This window comes from Klebsiella sp. P1954, from assembly GCF_018199955.1.
Lineage (GTDB): Bacteria > Pseudomonadota > Gammaproteobacteria > Enterobacterales > Enterobacteriaceae > Klebsiella > Klebsiella pneumoniae.
In genome coordinates this window covers 2,680,980-2,697,809 of record NZ_CP073373.1, presented here as the reverse complement: position 1 = coordinate 2,697,809, position 16,830 = coordinate 2,680,980, and the positions used below count along the sequence as shown (strand labels likewise).

Annotated in this window: 12 protein-coding genes and 1 rRNA gene; 8 read left to right on the top strand and 5 right to left on the bottom strand. The window is 57.5% G+C overall.

Features of this window, described 5'->3' with window-relative positions; genetic code table 11:
- Nucleotides 1-34: 34 nt before the first annotated feature.
- Nucleotides 35-150 (top strand): 5S ribosomal RNA (gene rrf, locus KB890_RS12925).
- 162 nt (nucleotides 151-312) lie between these two features.
- On the opposite strand, the gene KB890_RS12920 is transcribed toward rrf, so the two are convergent.
- On the bottom strand, nucleotides 313-774 hold the full coding sequence (locus tag KB890_RS12920; RefSeq protein WP_004178258.1) for an acetyltransferase: 462 nt from the start codon (nucleotides 772-774) through the stop codon (nucleotides 313-315).
- Between the two features lie 156 nt (nucleotides 775-930).
- Between KB890_RS12920 and metA the strand changes: the two genes are divergently transcribed.
- From metA to aceK, 4 genes are all read left to right on the top strand, one after another.
- Nucleotides 931-1,860 carry a homoserine O-acetyltransferase MetA gene (gene metA / locus KB890_RS12915; RefSeq protein ID WP_004146576.1) on the top strand — a complete coding sequence of 310 codons (930 nt, stop codon included), beginning with the start codon at nucleotides 931-933 and terminating at the stop codon, nucleotides 1,858-1,860.
- A 260-nt stretch (nucleotides 1,861-2,120) separates the two neighbouring features.
- A complete protein-coding gene (gene aceB / locus KB890_RS12910) occupies nucleotides 2,121-3,722 on the top strand; it encodes a malate synthase A (protein ID WP_004178259.1) in 1,602 nt (533 codons plus the stop codon).
- Between the two features lie 79 nt (nucleotides 3,723-3,801).
- Entirely contained in the window at nucleotides 3,802-5,106 is a 1,305-nt protein-coding gene (aceA, locus tag KB890_RS12905) for an isocitrate lyase (RefSeq protein WP_004192658.1), read from the top strand.
- A gap of 102 nt (nucleotides 5,107-5,208) precedes the next feature.
- On the top strand, nucleotides 5,209-6,993 hold the full coding sequence (aceK, locus tag KB890_RS12900) for a bifunctional isocitrate dehydrogenase kinase/phosphatase (protein ID WP_002884575.1): 1,785 nt from the start codon (nucleotides 5,209-5,211) through the stop codon (nucleotides 6,991-6,993).
- A 50-nt stretch (nucleotides 6,994-7,043) separates the two neighbouring features.
- Here the strand turns inward: aceK and iclR are convergent, their stop codons facing one another.
- Complete coding sequence (gene iclR / locus KB890_RS12895; RefSeq protein ID WP_002884578.1) at nucleotides 7,044-7,874, bottom strand: glyoxylate bypass operon transcriptional repressor IclR; 831 nt, start codon at nucleotides 7,872-7,874, stop codon at nucleotides 7,044-7,046.
- A 194-nt stretch (nucleotides 7,875-8,068) separates the two neighbouring features.
- Here iclR and metH point away from each other — a divergent pair, with 194 nt between their 5' ends.
- Nucleotides 8,069-11,752, top strand: coding sequence for a methionine synthase (gene metH / locus KB890_RS12890; RefSeq protein WP_004178260.1), 3,684 nt, complete (start codon nucleotides 8,069-8,071; stop codon nucleotides 11,750-11,752).
- 129 nt (nucleotides 11,753-11,881) lie between these two features.
- Entirely contained in the window at nucleotides 11,882-13,513 is a 1,632-nt protein-coding gene (locus KB890_RS12885) for a Na/Pi cotransporter family protein (RefSeq protein ID WP_004177864.1), read from the top strand.
- Nucleotides 13,514-13,625: 112 nt separating this feature from the next.
- Here the strand turns inward: KB890_RS12885 and pepE are convergent, their stop codons facing one another.
- Nucleotides 13,626-14,315 (bottom strand): dipeptidase PepE, encoded by a 690-nt coding sequence (pepE, locus tag KB890_RS12880; protein ID WP_004178262.1) that lies wholly within the window; start codon nucleotides 14,313-14,315, stop codon nucleotides 13,626-13,628.
- Between the two features lie 198 nt (nucleotides 14,316-14,513).
- On the opposite strand from pepE, the gene rluF reads away from it, so the two are divergent.
- Nucleotides 14,514-15,389 carry a 23S rRNA pseudouridine(2604) synthase RluF gene (gene rluF, locus KB890_RS12875; protein WP_004178264.1) on the top strand — a complete coding sequence of 292 codons (876 nt, stop codon included), beginning with the start codon at nucleotides 14,514-14,516 and terminating at the stop codon, nucleotides 15,387-15,389.
- Here the strand turns inward: rluF and KB890_RS12870 are convergent.
- Nucleotides 15,386-15,658, bottom strand: coding sequence for a YjbD family protein (locus KB890_RS12870; protein ID WP_002884625.1), 273 nt, complete (start codon nucleotides 15,656-15,658; stop codon nucleotides 15,386-15,388). The genes rluF and KB890_RS12870 overlap by 4 nt on opposite strands.
- Nucleotides 15,659-15,774: 116 nt before the next feature.
- Nucleotides 15,775-16,704 carry a ketopantoate/pantoate/pantothenate transporter PanS gene (gene panS / locus KB890_RS12865; RefSeq protein ID WP_002884627.1) on the bottom strand — a complete coding sequence of 310 codons (930 nt, stop codon included), beginning with the start codon at nucleotides 16,702-16,704 and terminating at the stop codon, nucleotides 15,775-15,777.
- Between the last annotated feature and the right edge of the window lie 126 nt (nucleotides 16,705-16,830).

Genomic DNA, 16,830 nt, shown 5'->3' with positions numbered 1-16,830 from the left:
TATAAAGAATTGCGTACTGAGCACAAAGAATTTGCCTGGCGGCACTAGCGCGGTGGTCCCACCTGACCCCATGCCGAACTCAGAAGTGAAACGCCGTAGCGCCGATGGTAGTGTGGGGTCTCCCCATGTGAGAGTAGGGAACTGCCAGGCATCAAACAAGTGAAGAGCCCATCCTGCCGGATGGGCTTTTTGCGTTTCTGTCGTCCGGCCAGCGTGCCGGTATGTCTCCCCGGTGGCGCTGCGCTTACCGGGGCTACGGATCCTCGGCCACCTGCTGGCCGAGGGGACATCAATGCCGCAAAGTTACCGACGTCAATCGTAGTCTGCTTCAGCCTGCTGCTCATACATCAAATTCAATAACGGATACGGTTGCCCCAGATCGTCCGTTTCAGAGCGCCCTGTCACCCTAAAACCCATCTTCTGATAAAACCCGACCGCTTGTTCATTCTGCTCATTTACATTGGTCGTCAGCTTCGGCGTTAACGACAGCGCATGCTCAATCAGCAACTTCCCCACGCCACAGCCGCGGACATCCGGATCGACGAACAGCGCATCCATATGATCTCCGGTCAGCAGCATAAAGGCGATCGGCTGGTCTTCCGTATTAACCGCCACCCACAGCGGAGCCTCCGGTAAAAATGCGCGTACCATCTCCTCCAGCTCCTTTCGATACGCTTTTGTCAGAAAATCATGCGTGGCGTCGACCGACCGACACCAGATCGCAGTCAGTTTATCCCCTTCATCAGGCCGGGAACGGCGGATGTTAATAACCATACTTTCTCCTTTTCTACATTCTTATATTCTAACTCAACAAGCGCCGTGAAATTTTCTCACCGTGAACATGCAGACTCGACATTCACCCGATTCCTGGTTATCTTCAGCTATCTGGATGTCTAAACGTTTATACGTATGCTATGAGGTAATACAGTTATGCCAATTCGGGTGCAGGACGAGCTGCCAGCCGTCAATTTCTTGCGCAATGAAAACGTCTTCGTAATGACGACAACACGTGCAACGACTCAGGAAATCCGCCCCCTGAAGGTGTTAATCCTCAACCTGATGCCGAAGAAAATCGAGACGGAAAACCAGTTCCTGCGTCTGCTATCAAACTCTCCGCTGCAGGTGGATATCCAGTTATTACGTATCGATGCGCGCGAGTCGCGTAATACCCCTGCGGAGCATCTGAATAACTTTTACTGTAATTTCGATGAGATCTGCGATCAGAACTTTGACGGCCTGATTGTTACCGGCGCTCCTTTAGGCCTGGTTGAGTTTAACGATGTTGCTTACTGGCCGCAGATCAAACAGGTGCTGGAGTGGGCCAAGGATCACGTCACTTCGACGCTGTTCGTCTGTTGGGCGGTTCAGGCCGCGCTGAACATTCTGTACGGCATTCCCAAGCAGACCCGCGCCGAAAAGATTTCCGGCGTCTATGAACACCATATTCTTCATCCGCACGCCTTACTGACCCGCGGTTTCGACGACTCTTTCCTGGCCCCGCACTCACGCTATGCTGATTTTCCGGCCGGACTTATCCGCGATTATACCGATCTTGAGATCCTCGCGGAGACGGAAGAGGGCGATGCGTATTTGTTTGCCAGTAAAGATAAGCGCATCGCCTTTGTCACCGGCCACCCGGAGTACGATGCCAATACCCTGGCAAGTGAATATTTCCGCGATGTGGAAGCCGGTTTGAACCCTGAGATACCTCATAATTATTTCCCACAAAACGACCCGCAGAACAAACCGCGCGCCACCTGGCGCAGCCACGGCAATCTGCTGTTCGCTAACTGGCTTAACTATTACGTCTACCAGATTACGCCATACGATCTGCGTCATATGAATCCGACGCTGGAATAATACTCTACGTGAGACGATCCTAAAGCGTTTCAGCATTTTGCCTCTGGCACCTTCGGGTGCCTTTTTTATTTCCGAAATTCACTTCATACATGAGGATAACTTTAATTTCATTGTTATCAATGTGTTAATGATAATTTAAAATTAAAATGGAAATTGTTTTTGATTTTGGAAATTAATTGAGTAGTCTTAATTGTGCTGAGCGAAAACTGCACAATGATCTTTCGCTCGCTTCCAGCGGATCAACCAAGAGGAGCAGCACAATGACGCAGCAGGCGACAATCACCGATGAACTGGCCTTTAGTCAGCCCTATGGCGAGCAGGAGAAGCAGATCTTAACGCCTGAGGCGGTAGAATTTCTGACGGAACTGGTGAGCCGCTTTACGCCGGCGCGCAATAAGCTGCTGGCCGCGCGTTTGCAGCAACAGCAGGCTATTGACGACGGGCAGCTTCCGGATTTTATTTCGGAAACTGCTTCCATTAGAAATGGCGACTGGACTATTCGCGGTATCCCGGCTGATTTGCAGGATCGCCGCGTGGAAATCACCGGCCCCGTCGAGCGCAAGATGGTCATTAACGCGCTGAATGCCAACGTCAAAGTCTTTATGGCGGACTTTGAGGATTCGCTGGCGCCTGACTGGCGCAAAGTCATTGATGGTCAAATCAACCTGCGCGATGCCGTGAACGGAACCATCAGCTACACCAACGAGGCCGGCAAAATCTATCAGTTGCAGCCCAATCCCGCTGTGCTGGTATGCCGTGTGCGCGGCCTGCATCTGCCGGAAAAGCATGTGACCTGGCGTAATGAGGCCATCCCCGGCAGCCTGTTCGATTTTGCGCTCTATTTCTTTCATAACTACCCGGCGCTGCTGGCGAAAGGAAGTGGTCCCTACTTCTATCTGCCAAAAACACAGGCCTGGCAGGAGGCGGCATGGTGGAACGATGTCTTCAGTTTTACGGAAGATCGCTTTGACCTGCCGCGCGGCACCATCAAGGCCACGCTGCTGATTGAGACGCTGCCAGCGGTGTTCCAGATGGATGAGATCCTGCATGCGCTGCGCGACCATATTGTTGGCCTGAACTGCGGCCGCTGGGATTACATCTTCAGCTATATCAAGACGCTGAAAAACCATCCGGATCGCGTACTGCCGGACCGGCAGGTGGTGACGATGGATAAACCCTTCCTCAGCGCCTACTCACGCTTGTTGATTAAGACCTGCCACAAACGCGGCGCGTTTGCGATGGGCGGTATGGCGGCGTTTATCCCGAGCAAAGATACCGAACGTAACCGCCAGGTGCTGAGTAAAGTCACCGCCGATAAAGAGCTGGAGGCAAACAACGGTCACGATGGGACCTGGATCGCCCACCCGGGCCTGGCGGATACCGCCATGGCGGTGTTTGACCGCGTGCTGGGCGATAAGCCGAATCAGCTCTCGGTCACCCGGAGCGAGGATGCGCCAATTACCGCTGAACAACTGCTGGCTCCCTGCGAGGGCGAACGCACGGAAGCCGGAATGCGCGCCAACATTCGCGTGGCGGTGCAGTACATCGAAGCGTGGATCTCCGGCAACGGCTGCGTCCCGATTTATGGCCTGATGGAAGACGCCGCAACGGCCGAGATCTCGCGCACCTCTATCTGGCAGTGGATCCATCATCAGAAAACCCTGAACGACGGTACCCCGGTCACTAAGGCGCTGTTCCGCCAGTGGCTGGCGGAAGAGCTGATGGTGATTCAGGAGGAGCTGGGAGAGCACCGCTTCAGCCACGGCCGCTTTGACGATGCGGCGCGACTGATGGAGCAGATCACCACCTCCGACGAGCTAATTGATTTTCTGACATTGCCGGGCTACCGCCTGCTGGCCTAATCGCCAGATGGTGTGGTTCGCCATTTAGTCCTTCACCTATGAGCCTGGGGAGCCAGGAAATTATATGGAGCATCTACACATGAAAACCCGTACCCAACAAATCGAAGAATTAAACAAAGAATGGACGAACCCGCGCTGGGAAGGCATTACCCGTCCCTACAGCGCGGAAGAGGTGGTGAAGTTACGCGGCTCGGTGAATCCGGAATGCACGCTGGCGCAGCTTGGCGCGGCGAAACTGTGGCGTCTGCTGCACGGGGAGGCGAAAAAAGGGTACGTCAACAGTCTCGGCGCGCTGACCGGCGGCCAGGCCTTGCAGCAGGCGAAGGCGGGTATCGAAGCCATTTATCTCTCCGGCTGGCAGGTGGCGGCGGATGCTAACCTGGCGTCCAGCATGTATCCGGATCAATCGCTGTATCCGGCCAACTCGGTACCGGCGGTGGTGGATCGGATCAACAACACCTTCCGCCGCGCCGATCAGATCCAGTGGTCAGCGGGAATTGAACCGAACGATCCGCGCTTTATCGACTACTTCCTGCCGATCGTGGCGGATGCGGAGGCCGGTTTTGGCGGCGTCCTGAACGCCTTTGAGCTGATGAAATCGATGATTGAAGCCGGTGCAGCGGCTGTTCACTTCGAAGATCAACTGGCATCGGTGAAGAAGTGCGGCCATATGGGCGGTAAAGTGCTGGTTCCGACTCAGGAGGCGATTCAGAAGCTGGTGGCGGCGCGTCTGGCGGCCGACGTGATGGGGGTCCCGACGCTGGTCATCGCCCGTACCGATGCCGACGCCGCGGATTTAATTACCTCAGACTGCGATCCGTACGATCGTGAGTTTATTACCGGGGATCGCACCAGCGAAGGGTTCTTCCGCACCCACGCCGGGATCGAGCAGGCGATCAGCCGCGGGCTGGCCTACGCGCCGTATGCGGATCTGGTGTGGTGTGAAACGTCGAAACCGGATCTCGAGCAGGCGCGCCGCTTTGCCGAGGCTATCCATGCGCGTTTCCCGGGCAAACTGCTGGCCTATAACTGCTCGCCGTCGTTTAACTGGAAGAAAAATCTCGATGATAAAACCATCGCCAGCTTCCAGCAGCAGCTGTCGGACATGGGATACAAATACCAGTTTATTACCCTCGCGGGGATCCACAGCATGTGGTTCAACATGTTCGACCTCGCCCATGCCTACGCTCAGGGTGAGGGGATGCGCCACTATGTTGAGAAAGTGCAGCAGCCTGAATTCGCCGCCGGGCCGGAAGGCTACACCTTCGTCTCGCATCAGCAGGAGGTGGGCACCGGCTACTTCGACAAGGTCACCACCATTATCCAGGGCGGTACCTCGTCGGTAACGGCGCTGACCGGCTCGACCGAAGAAGATCAGTTTTAAGCCATGCCCGGTGGCGCGACGCTGACCGGGCCTGCAAGAGGACGCAGGCCGGATAAGCGAGCGCGCCATCCGGCATGACGTGGCGCCGGATGGGGGAAAGCGATGACGCGTGGTCTGGAATTACTGATTGCCCAAACGATATTGCAGGGATTTGACGCGCAGTATGGGCGTTTTCTTGAAGTCACTTCCGGCGCGCAGCAGCGCTTTGAACAGGCTGACTGGCACGCCGTGCAGCAGGCGATGAAGCAGCGGATCCATCTCTACGATCACCACGTGGGCCTGGTAGTAGAGCAGCTGCGCTGCATCACCGAAGGGAAAAGCACCGACGTCGATTTTCTTCTGCGGGTGAAACAGCAGTACACCCAACTTTTACCGGATTACCCTCGCTTTGAAATTGCTGAGAGCTTTTTCAATTCGGTCTACTGCCGCCTGTTTGACCACCGCTCGCTGACCCCCGAGCGGCTCTTTATTTTCAGCTCGCAGCCCGAGCGACCCTTTCGTACCCTCCCGCGACCGCTGGCGAAAGATTTCTTTCCGGAACGCGGTTGGTCGCACCTGCTGGGTAAAGTACTGTCCGATCTGCCGCTGCGGCTACCGTGGCAAAACAAAGCGCGGGATATCGGCTATATCATTGCCAGTCTGCAGGAGGCGCTGGGGGAGGAACTGCTCGCCACCTGTCATCTGCAGGTCGCCAATGAGCTGTTCTACCGCAATAAAGCCGCCTGGCTGGTGGGCAAACTGGTCATGCCGATGGCGACGCTGCCTTTTTTGCTGCCGATCCACCGCAGCGAAGAGGGTGAGCTGTTTGTTGACACCTGCCTCACAACCCATGCCGAAGCGAGTATCGTTTTTGGCTTCGCGCGTTCCTATTTTATGGTTTATGCGCCGTTGCCCGGCGCCCTGGTGGAATGGCTGCGCGAGATCTTGCCGGGTAAAACGACGGCCGAGCTGTACATGGCGATTGGCTGTCAGAAGCACGCCAAAACCGAAAGCTATCGCGAATATCTACACTACATTACTCGCTGCGATGAGCAGTTTATTGAAGCGCCGGGTATTCGCGGGATGGTGATGCTGGTGTTTACCCTGCCGGGCTTTGACCGGGTGTTTAAGGTGATCAAGGACCGCTTCGCGCCGCAGAAAGAGATGACCGCCGCCCATGTGCGGGCTTGCTATCAGCTGGTAAAGGAGCATGACCGCGTCGGGCGGATGGCGGACACCCAGGAGTTTGAAAATTTCGTGCTGGATAAACGGCAAATCGCGCCGGCGCTGCTGGCGCTGCTGCAGGCGGAAGCGGGGAACAAACTCACCGATCTCGGCGACCGCATCGTCATCAGCCATCTCTATATTGAACGGCGAATGGTGCCGCTCAACCTGTGGCTGGAGCAGGTTAACGGCCAGGCATTGCGTGATGCGGTAGAAGAGTATGGCAATGCTATCCGCCAGCTGGCCGCCGCCAACATCTTTCCCGGCGATATGTTATTTAAAAACTTCGGCGTCACCCGCCATGGCCGGGTGGTGTTCTACGACTATGATGAAATCTGCTATATGACGGAAGTGAATTTTCGCGAGATCCCGCCGCCGCGCTATCCGGAGGATGAGCTGGCCAGCGAGCCGTGGTACAGCGTTTCGCCTGGCGATGTGTTTCCGGAGGAGTTCCGCCACTGGCTGTGCGCCGACCCGCGCATTGGGCCACTGTTTGAAGAGATGCATGCCGACCTGCTGCGCGCCGACTACTGGCGCGCACTGCAGATGCGGATTAAAAACGGCCATGTGGAAGATGTCTACGCCTACCGGCGCAAGCAGCGTTTTAGCGTGCGCTATGGCGCCGACAGTAGGCCGGATAAGGCGTTTACGCCGCCATCCGGCAAGGTGCGCCGATCTGCCTGATGGCGCTACGCTTATCAGGCCTACTTAAAATGCTCCTCTGGGGCATTTTTTTATTTAACCCCGCCATACGCCAGCGTCACTTCCTTCGCCGCCTTGATCACCAGCGCGCCCAGCTCAGTCACCCGATCATCGGTCATACGCGAGATGGGGCCTGAGATGGAGATTGCCGCGAACGGTTCGCGATGTTCATCGTAAATGCAGGCGGCGACGCAGCGCAGGCCGAGCGCGTGCTCCTCATCATCGAAAGAGTACCCCCGCTTGCGGGTCTGGGCTAAATCTTCCTTCAGATGCAGCGGGGAGACCAGCGTGGCATGCGTATAGGCATGCAGCCCTTTACGGTGCAGCAGACTGGTGACCTGCTCTTCGCTCAGCTGCGCGAGAAACGCCTTCCCGGCGCCGGAAGCGTGCATCGGCAGTTTACCGCCGATTGGCGCCGACATCCGCATCAGCTGGGTGCACTGCACCTGATCGATAATGATCGCCTGGTGGTCGCTCTGGTCGAGCACCGCCAGATTCACCGTTTCACCGGAATCTTCCATCAGCTGGCGCAGGATCGGGTGGACAATGGCCAGCAGATTGCGGCTTTGTAGAAAGCTGCTGCCGACCACGAAAGCATGCGCCCCTACGGCCCAGTGACCCAGCTCGCCAACCTGGCGGACGAAGCCCAGCTGTTGCATGGTGGTCAGCAGACGGTGAGTCGTGGAGTTGGGCAGACCCGCCTGCTGCGCCAGTTCGGTCAGCGCGACGCTGCTGTGGGACTCGGCAATCCATTCGAGTAATTTCAGGCCGCGGGTCAGCGACTGAACCTGACCGCCAGCCTGCTGGGCAGTGGCAGCCGCGGGTTTTCTGCCGCGTTTCGCGGGAATGGGGGTAGTGGCCATCGCGAACTCCTTTTTCTGTATCGTGGAAATAATTTTCGTTTTATTTGGCAATAATGCAATCACAACCGGACTCATCGGAGGAGTGAAGCTGAACATGTCTCATATTGCCCGTTGTTGTCTTTTCCGCTCCGGTGGTTTATGCCAGTATGGTTTGTTGGCTATTTGGCCTGAGTCGAGCGTTGTCGGGAGCAAGTGTGAGCAGCAAAGTTGAGCAACTGCATCAGCAGTTAAAAGAACGTATTCTGGTTCTGGATGGGGGCATGGGCACCATGATCCAGGGCTATCGTCTGAGTGAGCAGGACTTTCGCGGTGAGCGCTTTGCTGACTGGCCGTGCGACCTGAAAGGCAACAACGACCTGCTGGTGCTCAGCAAACCCGAAGTGATCCGCGAGATCCACGACGCCTATTTCGAGGCCGGCGCGGATATCGTTGAGACCAACACCTTTAACTCGACGACCATCGCGATGGCGGATTACCAGATGGAATCCCTGTCGGCCGAGATCAACTTTGCCGCGGCGAAGCTGGCCCGCGCCAGCGCCGACGCCTGGACGGCCCGCACGCCGGAAAAACCGCGCTATGTCGCGGGCGTGCTTGGCCCGACCAACCGCACCGCTTCTATTTCGCCTGATGTGAACGATCCGGCGTTCCGTAATATTACCTTTGACCAGCTGGTGGCCGCCTATCGCGAATCCACCCGGGCGCTGGTGGAAGGTGGCGTGGATCTGATCCTGATTGAAACGGTGTTTGACACCCTGAACGCTAAAGCGGCTATCTATGCGGTGAAAGAGGAGCTGGAGGCGTTAGGCGTTGACCTGCCGCTGATGATCTCCGGGACCATTACCGATGCCTCCGGCCGCACGCTTTCCGGACAGACCACCGAAGCCTTTTATAACTCGCTGCGTCACGCCGAAGCCTTATCGTTTGGTCTGAACTGCGCCCTCGGGCCGGACGAGCTGCGGCAGTACGTCCAGGAGCTGTCGCGCATTGCCGAATGCTACGTCACTGCGCACCCGAACGCCGGCCTGCCCAACGCCTTCGGCGAATACGATCTGGACGCCGACACCATGGCGACGCAAATTCGCGAATGGGCGGAAGCCGGTTTCCTCAATATCGTTGGCGGCTGCTGCGGTACCACCCCGGAGCATATCGCCGCCATGAGCCGGGCGGTAGCGGGCCTGCCGCCGCGTCAGTTGCCGGAAATTGCGGTGGCCTGCCGCCTCGCCGGCCTGGAGCCGTTGAATATCGGCGACGATAGCCTGTTCGTTAACGTCGGTGAACGAACTAACGTCACCGGCTCGGCGAAATTTAAGCGGCTGATTAAAGAAGAGAAGTACAGCGAAGCGCTGGACGTTGCGCGTCAGCAGGTGGAAAGCGGCGCGCAGATTATCGATATCAACATGGACGAGGGGATGCTCGACGCGGAAGCGGCGATGGTGCGTTTCCTTAACCTGATTGCCGGCGAGCCGGACATTGCCCGCGTGCCGATCATGATTGACTCCTCCAAGTGGGAAGTCATTGAAAAGGGCCTGAAATGTATTCAGGGCAAAGGCATCGTTAACTCGATTTCGATGAAAGAGGGCGTCGAATCCTTTATCCACCATGCGAAACTGGTTCGCCGCTACGGCGCCGCGGTGGTGGTGATGGCCTTCGACGAGGTTGGTCAGGCCGACACCCGCGAACGTAAAATTGAGATTTGCCGTCGCGCCTACAAAATCCTCACCGAAGAGGTCGGCTTCCCGCCGGAAGATATTATCTTCGACCCCAATATCTTTGCCGTCGCCACCGGTATCGAAGAGCATAACAACTACGCACAGGACTTTATCGGCGCCTGCGAAGACATCAAACGCGAGCTGCCGCATGCGCTAATCTCCGGCGGGGTCTCCAACGTCTCCTTCTCCTTCCGCGGTAATGACCCGGTACGTGAGGCGATCCACGCCGTATTCCTCTACTACGCGATCCGCAACGGCATGGACATGGGGATCGTCAACGCCGGTCAGCTGGCCATCTATGATGACCTCCCGGGCGAGCTGCGCGACGCGGTCGAAGACGTGATCCTCAACCGCCGCGATGACAGTACCGAACGGTTACTTGAGCTGGCGGAAAAATATCGCGGCAGCAAAGCGGACGACGGCGCGAATGCCCAGCAGGCGGAGTGGCGCACCTGGGAAGTGAAAAAACGCCTCGAATATTCGCTGGTTAAGGGCATTACCGAATTTATCGAACAGGACACCGAAGAAGCGCGTCAGCAGGCCGCCCGCCCGATTGAGGTCATTGAAGGGCCGCTGATGGACGGCATGAACGTGGTCGGCGATCTGTTCGGCGAAGGCAAAATGTTCCTGCCGCAGGTGGTGAAATCCGCCCGTGTAATGAAACAGGCGGTGGCCTACCTTGAGCCGTTTATTGAAGCCAGTAAAGAGCAGGGCTCCAGTAACGGCAAAATGGTGATTGCCACGGTAAAAGGCGACGTTCATGACATTGGCAAAAACATCGTCGGCGTGGTGCTGCAGTGCAATAACTACGAAATCATCGATCTTGGCGTGATGGTCCCGGCGGATAAAATTCTCAAAACGGCCAAAGAGGTAAACGCGGATCTAATTGGTCTTTCCGGGCTGATTACCCCATCGCTGGACGAGATGGTTAACGTGGCGAAAGAGATGGAGCGCCAGGGCTTTACCATCCCGCTGCTGATAGGCGGCGCGACCACCTCGAAAGCGCATACGGCGGTGAAAATCGAGCAGAACTACAGCGGCCCGACCGTTTACGTACAGAACGCCTCTCGCACCGTCGGCGTGGTGTCTGCGCTGCTCTCGGACACGCAGCGCGACGAGTTTGTCGCCCGCACGCGCAAAGAGTATGAAACGGTGCGTATCCAGCATGGGCGTAAAAAACCGCGTACGCCGCCGGTGACCCTTGCCGCCGCGCGGGAAAACGATCTGGCCTTTGACTGGGAGAGCTACACGCCGCCGGTGGCTCATCGTCTGGGAGTACAGACGGTGGAAGCCAGTATCGAGACTCTGCGCAACTACATCGACTGGACGCCGTTCTTCATGACCTGGTCGCTGGCGGGTAAATATCCGCGCATTCTGGAAGATGAAGTGGTAGGGGAAGAGGCGCAGCGCCTGTTCAAAGATGCTAACGAGCTGCTGGATAAGCTGAGCGCAGAGAAAACCCTGAACCCGCGCGGCGTGGTGGGTCTGTTCCCGGCCAACCGCGTGGGCGACGATATTGAAATCTATCGCGATGAAACCCGCACCCACGTGCTGACGGTGAGCCATCATCTGCGCCAGCAGACGGAGAAGGTTGGCTTCGCCAACTACTGCCTCGCCGATTTTGTCGCGCCGAAGCTGAGCGGCAAGGCGGACTACATCGGCGCCTTCGCCGTGACCGGCGGCCTGGAAGAGGACGCGCTGGCGGACGCCTATGAAGCGCAGCATGATGACTATAACAAGATCATGATTAAAGCCATCGCCGATCGCCTGGCGGAGGCCTTTGCCGAGTATCTGCATGAGAAAGTGCGTAAGGTTTACTGGGGCTATGCGGCCAATGAGAACCTCAGCAATGAAGAGCTGATCCGCGAAAATTACCAGGGGATCCGCCCGGCGCCCGGTTATCCGGCCTGCCCGGAGCATACCGAAAAGGGGACCATCTGGCAGCTACTGGACGTCGAAGCCCATACCGGCATGAAACTCACCGAATCGTTCGCCATGTGGCCGGGCGCATCGGTTTCCGGCTGGTACTTCAGCCATCCGGATAGCAAGTACTTCGCCGTGGCGCAGATCCAGCGCGATCAGGTCGAAGATTACGCGCTGCGTAAAGGAATGACGCCGGCGGAGGTTGAGCGCTGGTTAGCGCCTAATCTGGGCTATGATGCGGACTAGTCGTCATCTTTCCTTACAACAAACAAGGCGCTCTGTGAGCGCCTTGTCTCTTTATTGAGGTTAACCCCTTATACTGAGATAGGTTCCTGAACTTCGGAAAACCTATAACGATAAGGAGAAGCTGATTCCGTGTTAACTCTGCTACACCTGTTGTCCGCGGTTGCTCTGCTGGTGTGGGGCACGCATATCGTGCGTACCGGGGTGATGCGCGTCTATGGCGCTCGCCTGCGTACCGTTCTCAGTAGCAGCGTAGAGAAAAAGCCGCTCGCCTTCTGCGCGGGTCTTGGCGTGACTGCGCTGGTGCAAAGCAGTAACGCCACCACCATGCTGGTGACCTCATTTGTCGCCCAGGATTTAGTGGGTCTGATGCCAGCGCTGGTGATGGTGCTGGGGGCCGACGTCGGGACGGCGCTGATGGCGAGGGTGTTGACCTTCGATCTGTCGTGGCTGTCGCCGTTGTTGATATTTATCGGGGTGATTTTCTTCCTCGGCCGCAAGCAGACCCGCGCTGGGCAGCTTGGACGGGTGGGGATCGGTCTGGGGCTGATCCTGTTGGCCCTCGAGCTGATTGTCCAGGCCGTACACCCCATAACCCAGGCGAACGGCGTGCAGGTGATTTTCGCCTCGCTGACCGGGGATATCATGCTGGATGCCTTGATCGGCGCCGTATTTGCAATCATTAGCTACTCCAGCCTGGCGGCGGTGCTGTTAACGGCGACGCTGACCGCGGCGGGAGCGATCTCTTTCCCGGTGGCGCTGTGTCTGGTGATTGGCGCCAACCTGGGATCGGGGCTGCTGGCGATGCTTAACAACAGCGCGGCGAACGCGGCGGCGCGCCGGGTGGCGCTGGGCAGCCTGCTGTTTAAGCTGGTGGGGAGCCTGATTATTCTGCCGTTCGTCCATCCGCTGGCCGCGGCGATGCACAAGCTGCCGTTGGCCGAGTCCGAGCTGGTTATCTACTTCCACGTCTTTTACAACCTGCTGCGCTGCATCGCGATGGTGCCCTTTGCCGGACCGATGGCGAAGCTGTGCCAGCGTCTGATCCGCGATGAGCCCGAGCTGGATAACCATCTCAAACCCAAGCATCTCGACCCGTCGGCGCTGGACACCCCGGCGCTGGCGCTGGCCAATGCCGCGCGTGAGACGCTGCGCATTGGTGACGCGATGGAGCAGATGCTGGAGAGCCTGCACAAGGTGATGCATGGCGAACCGCGTCAGGAGAAAGAGCTGCGCCGTATGGCGGATGATATCAACGTACTTTACACCGCTATTAAGCTCTATCTGGCGCGAATGCCAAAGGATGAGCTGGCGGAAGAGGAATCCCGGCGCTGGGCGGAAATTATTGAGATGTCGTTAAACCTCGAACAGGCGTCCGATATCGTCGAGCGAATGGGCAGCGAGATCGCCGATAAATCGCTGGCGGCGCGGCGCGCCTTCTCGGTAGAAGGGTTAAAGGAGCTTGATGCGCTGTACGATCTGCTGCTCAGCAACCTGCAGCTGGCGATGTCGGTCTTCTTCTCCAGCGATGTGCCCAGCGCCCGCCGCCTGCGGCGCAGCAAACACCGGTTCCGCATTCTTAACCGCCGCTACTCGCATGCGCACGTTGACCGTCTGCATCAGCAGAACGTGCAGAGCATCGAAACCAGTACGTTGCACCTGGCGCTGCTGGGGGATATGAAGCGTCTGAACAGCCTGTTCTGCTCGGTGGCTTACAGCGTGATGGAGCAGCCGGATGAAGACGACGAACGGGATGACTACTGAGCCATTCCCCGGCGGCGCTGTGCTAACCGGGGTTTTGCGTTTGGACGTCCCGTTGAGGCAGCCCGGATAAGGCGCAATGCGCCGCTATCCGGGAAACGTTAGCCCCCCAGGCTCAGAAGCGGTAGCCCGCAGGCAGGGTTATCGCTTCTTCCCCCGCTTTGAACAACAGCGTCGGGTTCGGGCCACCGAGCGTCGCGTGACCATCGGTGACCTGGATCCAGTTTCCTTCCGGCAAACCAATCACCGTTAATTCCGGCGCCACGACCAGCAGTTCGCGGATACGCTGTTCGCGGGTTTCGCCCTGATGCCCGGTCGGCAACGCGTTGGTGAAGTGCGGGTTAATCTGTAGCGGGAACAGCCCCAGCGCATCAAATCCCTGCGGATCGACAATCGGCATATCGTTGGTGGTGCGAATGGTCGGGCAGGCGAGGTTTGAACCTGCGCTCCAGCCGATATACAGCGCCCCGCGTTTGACGACATCGACAATCGGCGCCAACAGACCGCGGCTGCGGCACTCTTTCAACAGCTGGAAGGTGTTCCCGCCGCCGATGATCACCATCTCGGTGCTTTCAATGGCGGCGATAGGGTCGTCGACGCTGTGGATACCGGTTACGCTGACCGCCATGGGCGCCATAACCGCAGCCACTTTGGTCGTATAATCATCCCAGGATTGCGTCACGCCAGCGAAGGGGATAAATACCGCCTTACGGCGGCCTTTGACCTGACCGGCAATCAGCGGCAGGGCGTGTTCCAGCCAGGCTTTCCCCGGCAGCGTGGAGTTACTGAGTAACAGCAGTTCCATCTTTTCTTCCTGTTTTAAAAATATTATTGAAGCAGAAATTCTAGCATCGCCCCCATACCGGCGCGCTGATATGGCGCATGATGTGGGGAAGCGGAATGCTGTTCACAAGCCCGACGAAGCTTCTGGAGAATGAATCACACAATCCAGGTTTTTTCTCGCCCACAAGGTAGGGTATATTTCGCTTTTACAGGAGAATCTATGCTGCCCGACTCATCAACCCGATTAAACAAATACATCAGTGAAAGCGGCATCTGCTCGCGTCGCGAAGCGGACCGCTTTATTGAACAAGGCAACGTCTTTATCAATGGCAAGCGCGCCACCATTGGCGATCAGGTGAAGCCTGGCGATTTAGTCAAAGTTAACGGACAGTTGATTGAGCCGCGTGAAGCGGATGATCTGGTGCTGATTGCGCTGAATAAGCCGGTCGGCATTGTGAGCACCACGGAAGACGGCGAGCGCGACAACATTGTCGATTTCGTCAACCACAGCAAGCGTATCTTCCCTATTGGCCGTCTGGATAAAGATTCTCAGGGGCTGATCTTCCTCACCAACCACGGCGATCTGGTGAACAAGATCCTGCGCGCCGGCAACGACCATGAAAAAGAGTATCTGGTGACGGTCGATAAGCCGGTGACCGATGAGTTCATTCGCGGCATGGGCGCGGGGGTACCGATTCTCGGGACCGTGACCAAAAAATGTAAGGTAAAGAAAGAAGCGCCGTTCGTTTTCCGCATCACTCTGGTGCAGGGGCTGAATCGCCAGATCCGTCGTATGTGCGAGCACTTTGGCTATGAAGTGACGAAGCTTGAGCGTACGCGGATCATGAACGTGAGCCTGACGGGGATCCCCTTGGGTGAATGGCGTGATCTAACCGATGACGAGCTGATCGACCTGTTCAAGCTGATTGAAAACTCCTCTTCCGAAGCGAAGCCGAAAGCCAGGCCGAAGGCCAAAGCGGCGACTCCCGGCATCAAGCGCCCGGTGGTGAAGATGGAAAATAGCAACGATAAGGGCCGCCCGGCTGGTAACGGGAAACGTTTCACCCAGCCGGGACGTAAAAAGAAAGGGCGTTAACGCCTGCCGCGGGTCGGCGTATTCGCCGACCAGGAAAAGGTCGCTTCCTTATCCGTTTTATAAGCCTGCTGTTTTCTCACCTGGCGGGCTTTCTTCGCTTCCGCTTCGCGCTGCGCCATCAGCTTATCGATATATTCCTTTTTCACGCTGTTCGTTTCCGCATTGCTCAGCGGGCGGCCATGCGCAATACGCGCGCGGTCAAGCAGCGTTTTCAATTCGCGCTGTTCGCGCTCGGTCATCTCTTTTTGTGTAATACGGGGGAGTGCCATGGTGGTGCCCTCAGTCAGACCAGAGCACCCAGTGTACGGCAATGAATATTTTACTGATAGCCTGTATGGCAACTAAAGCAGGCACACGCCCGGGCCTGCGCCCGGACGTATCACGCTCAGCGCTTGTCGGCTTTTTTGGCGATGGGCTTTCCTGACCAGTACCCGGCCAGCAGCGAACCGGACAGGTTATGCCAGACGGAGAACAGCGCGCCCGGCAGCGCCGCCAGCGGGCCGAAGTAAATTTTACCCAGCGCGGCCGCCAGGCCGGAGTTCTGCATCCCCACCTCGATCGCCAGCGTACGGCAGGTGGATTCATCAAAACCAAACAGACGTCCGCCCCAGTACCCGCCAAGCAGACCAATAGTGTTATGCAGGATCACCGCGATAATCACCACCAGGCCGACGGAGGCGATATGGGCGGCGGAACCCGCCACCACCGCGCTGATGATCGCCAGAATGCACACCATCGAGAAGGCGGGCAGGAACGGCTCTACCGCTTTCACCACCTTCGGCAGCAGATGATGGACAATCAGTCCCAGCGCGATAGGAATGACCACAATCTGCAGAATGCTGAGCAACATGCCCATGACGTCGACCTGAATATGCGCGTCGACGTACAGACGGGTGAGCAGCGGTGTCGCCACGACGCCGACGAGGGTGGAGACCGAGGAGATGGTCACCGACAGCGCCACATCCCCTTTGGCAAGAAAGATCATCACGTTGGAGGCGGTCCCGCTGGCGACGCTGCCGACCAGCACCATCCCGGCGGAAAGCTCCGGCGGCATATGAAACAGCAGCGCCAGCAGCCAGGCGGCGAGCGGCATCACCAGATAATGGAGAAAGATCCCCGCAGCGACAGGCGCCGGGCGCGACAGGACGCGTTTGAAATCCTCCAGCTTCAGATGCACGCCCATACCGAACATGATCAGCATCAGCAGGGTGGTGACCCATGGGCCAATTGGGGTGAAGGTGGTGGGAGTGTAATAGGCCAGAACGGAGAGCAGCAGTGCCCATAACGGGAACAGCCGCGTCAGAGTTGCGAGCATGTTGTGTTCCTTGCGATACGCGAACCGGGCCGCGCCATCCCGATGGGCGGCGAGCAGGTCAGCTGGTTGTGTTGATGTTGTTATAAAAAAGCCGGGTTCGAGCCCGGCTATAGGTATTGTTTATCG

Bases quoted from the DNA above. Each gene is read 5' to 3' on its own strand.
- aceB (WP_004178259.1), top strand. From the start codon at position 2,121: ATGACGCAGCAGGCGACAATCACCGATGAACTGGCCTTTAGTCAGCCC.
- metA (WP_004146576.1), top strand. From the start codon at position 931: ATGCCAATTCGGGTGCAGGACGAGCTGCCAGCCGTCAATTTCTTGCGC.
- aceK (WP_002884575.1), top strand. From the start codon at position 5,209: ATGACGCGTGGTCTGGAATTACTGATTGCCCAAACGATATTGCAGGGA.
- rluF (WP_004178264.1), top strand. From the start codon at position 14,514: ATGCTGCCCGACTCATCAACCCGATTAAACAAATACATCAGTGAAAGC.
- panS (WP_002884627.1), bottom strand. From the start codon at position 16,704: ATGCTCGCAACTCTGACGCGGCTGTTCCCGTTATGGGCACTGCTGCTC.
- aceA (WP_004192658.1), top strand. From the start codon at position 3,802: ATGAAAACCCGTACCCAACAAATCGAAGAATTAAACAAAGAATGGACG.
- KB890_RS12920 (WP_004178258.1), bottom strand. From the start codon at position 774: ATGGTTATTAACATCCGCCGTTCCCGGCCTGATGAAGGGGATAAACTG.
- iclR (WP_002884578.1), bottom strand. From the start codon at position 7,874: ATGGCCACTACCCCCATTCCCGCGAAACGCGGCAGAAAACCCGCGGCT.
- KB890_RS12870 (WP_002884625.1), bottom strand. From the start codon at position 15,658: ATGGCACTCCCCCGTATTACACAAAAAGAGATGACCGAGCGCGAACAG.
- pepE (WP_004178262.1), bottom strand. From the start codon at position 14,315: ATGGAACTGCTGTTACTCAGTAACTCCACGCTGCCGGGGAAAGCCTGG.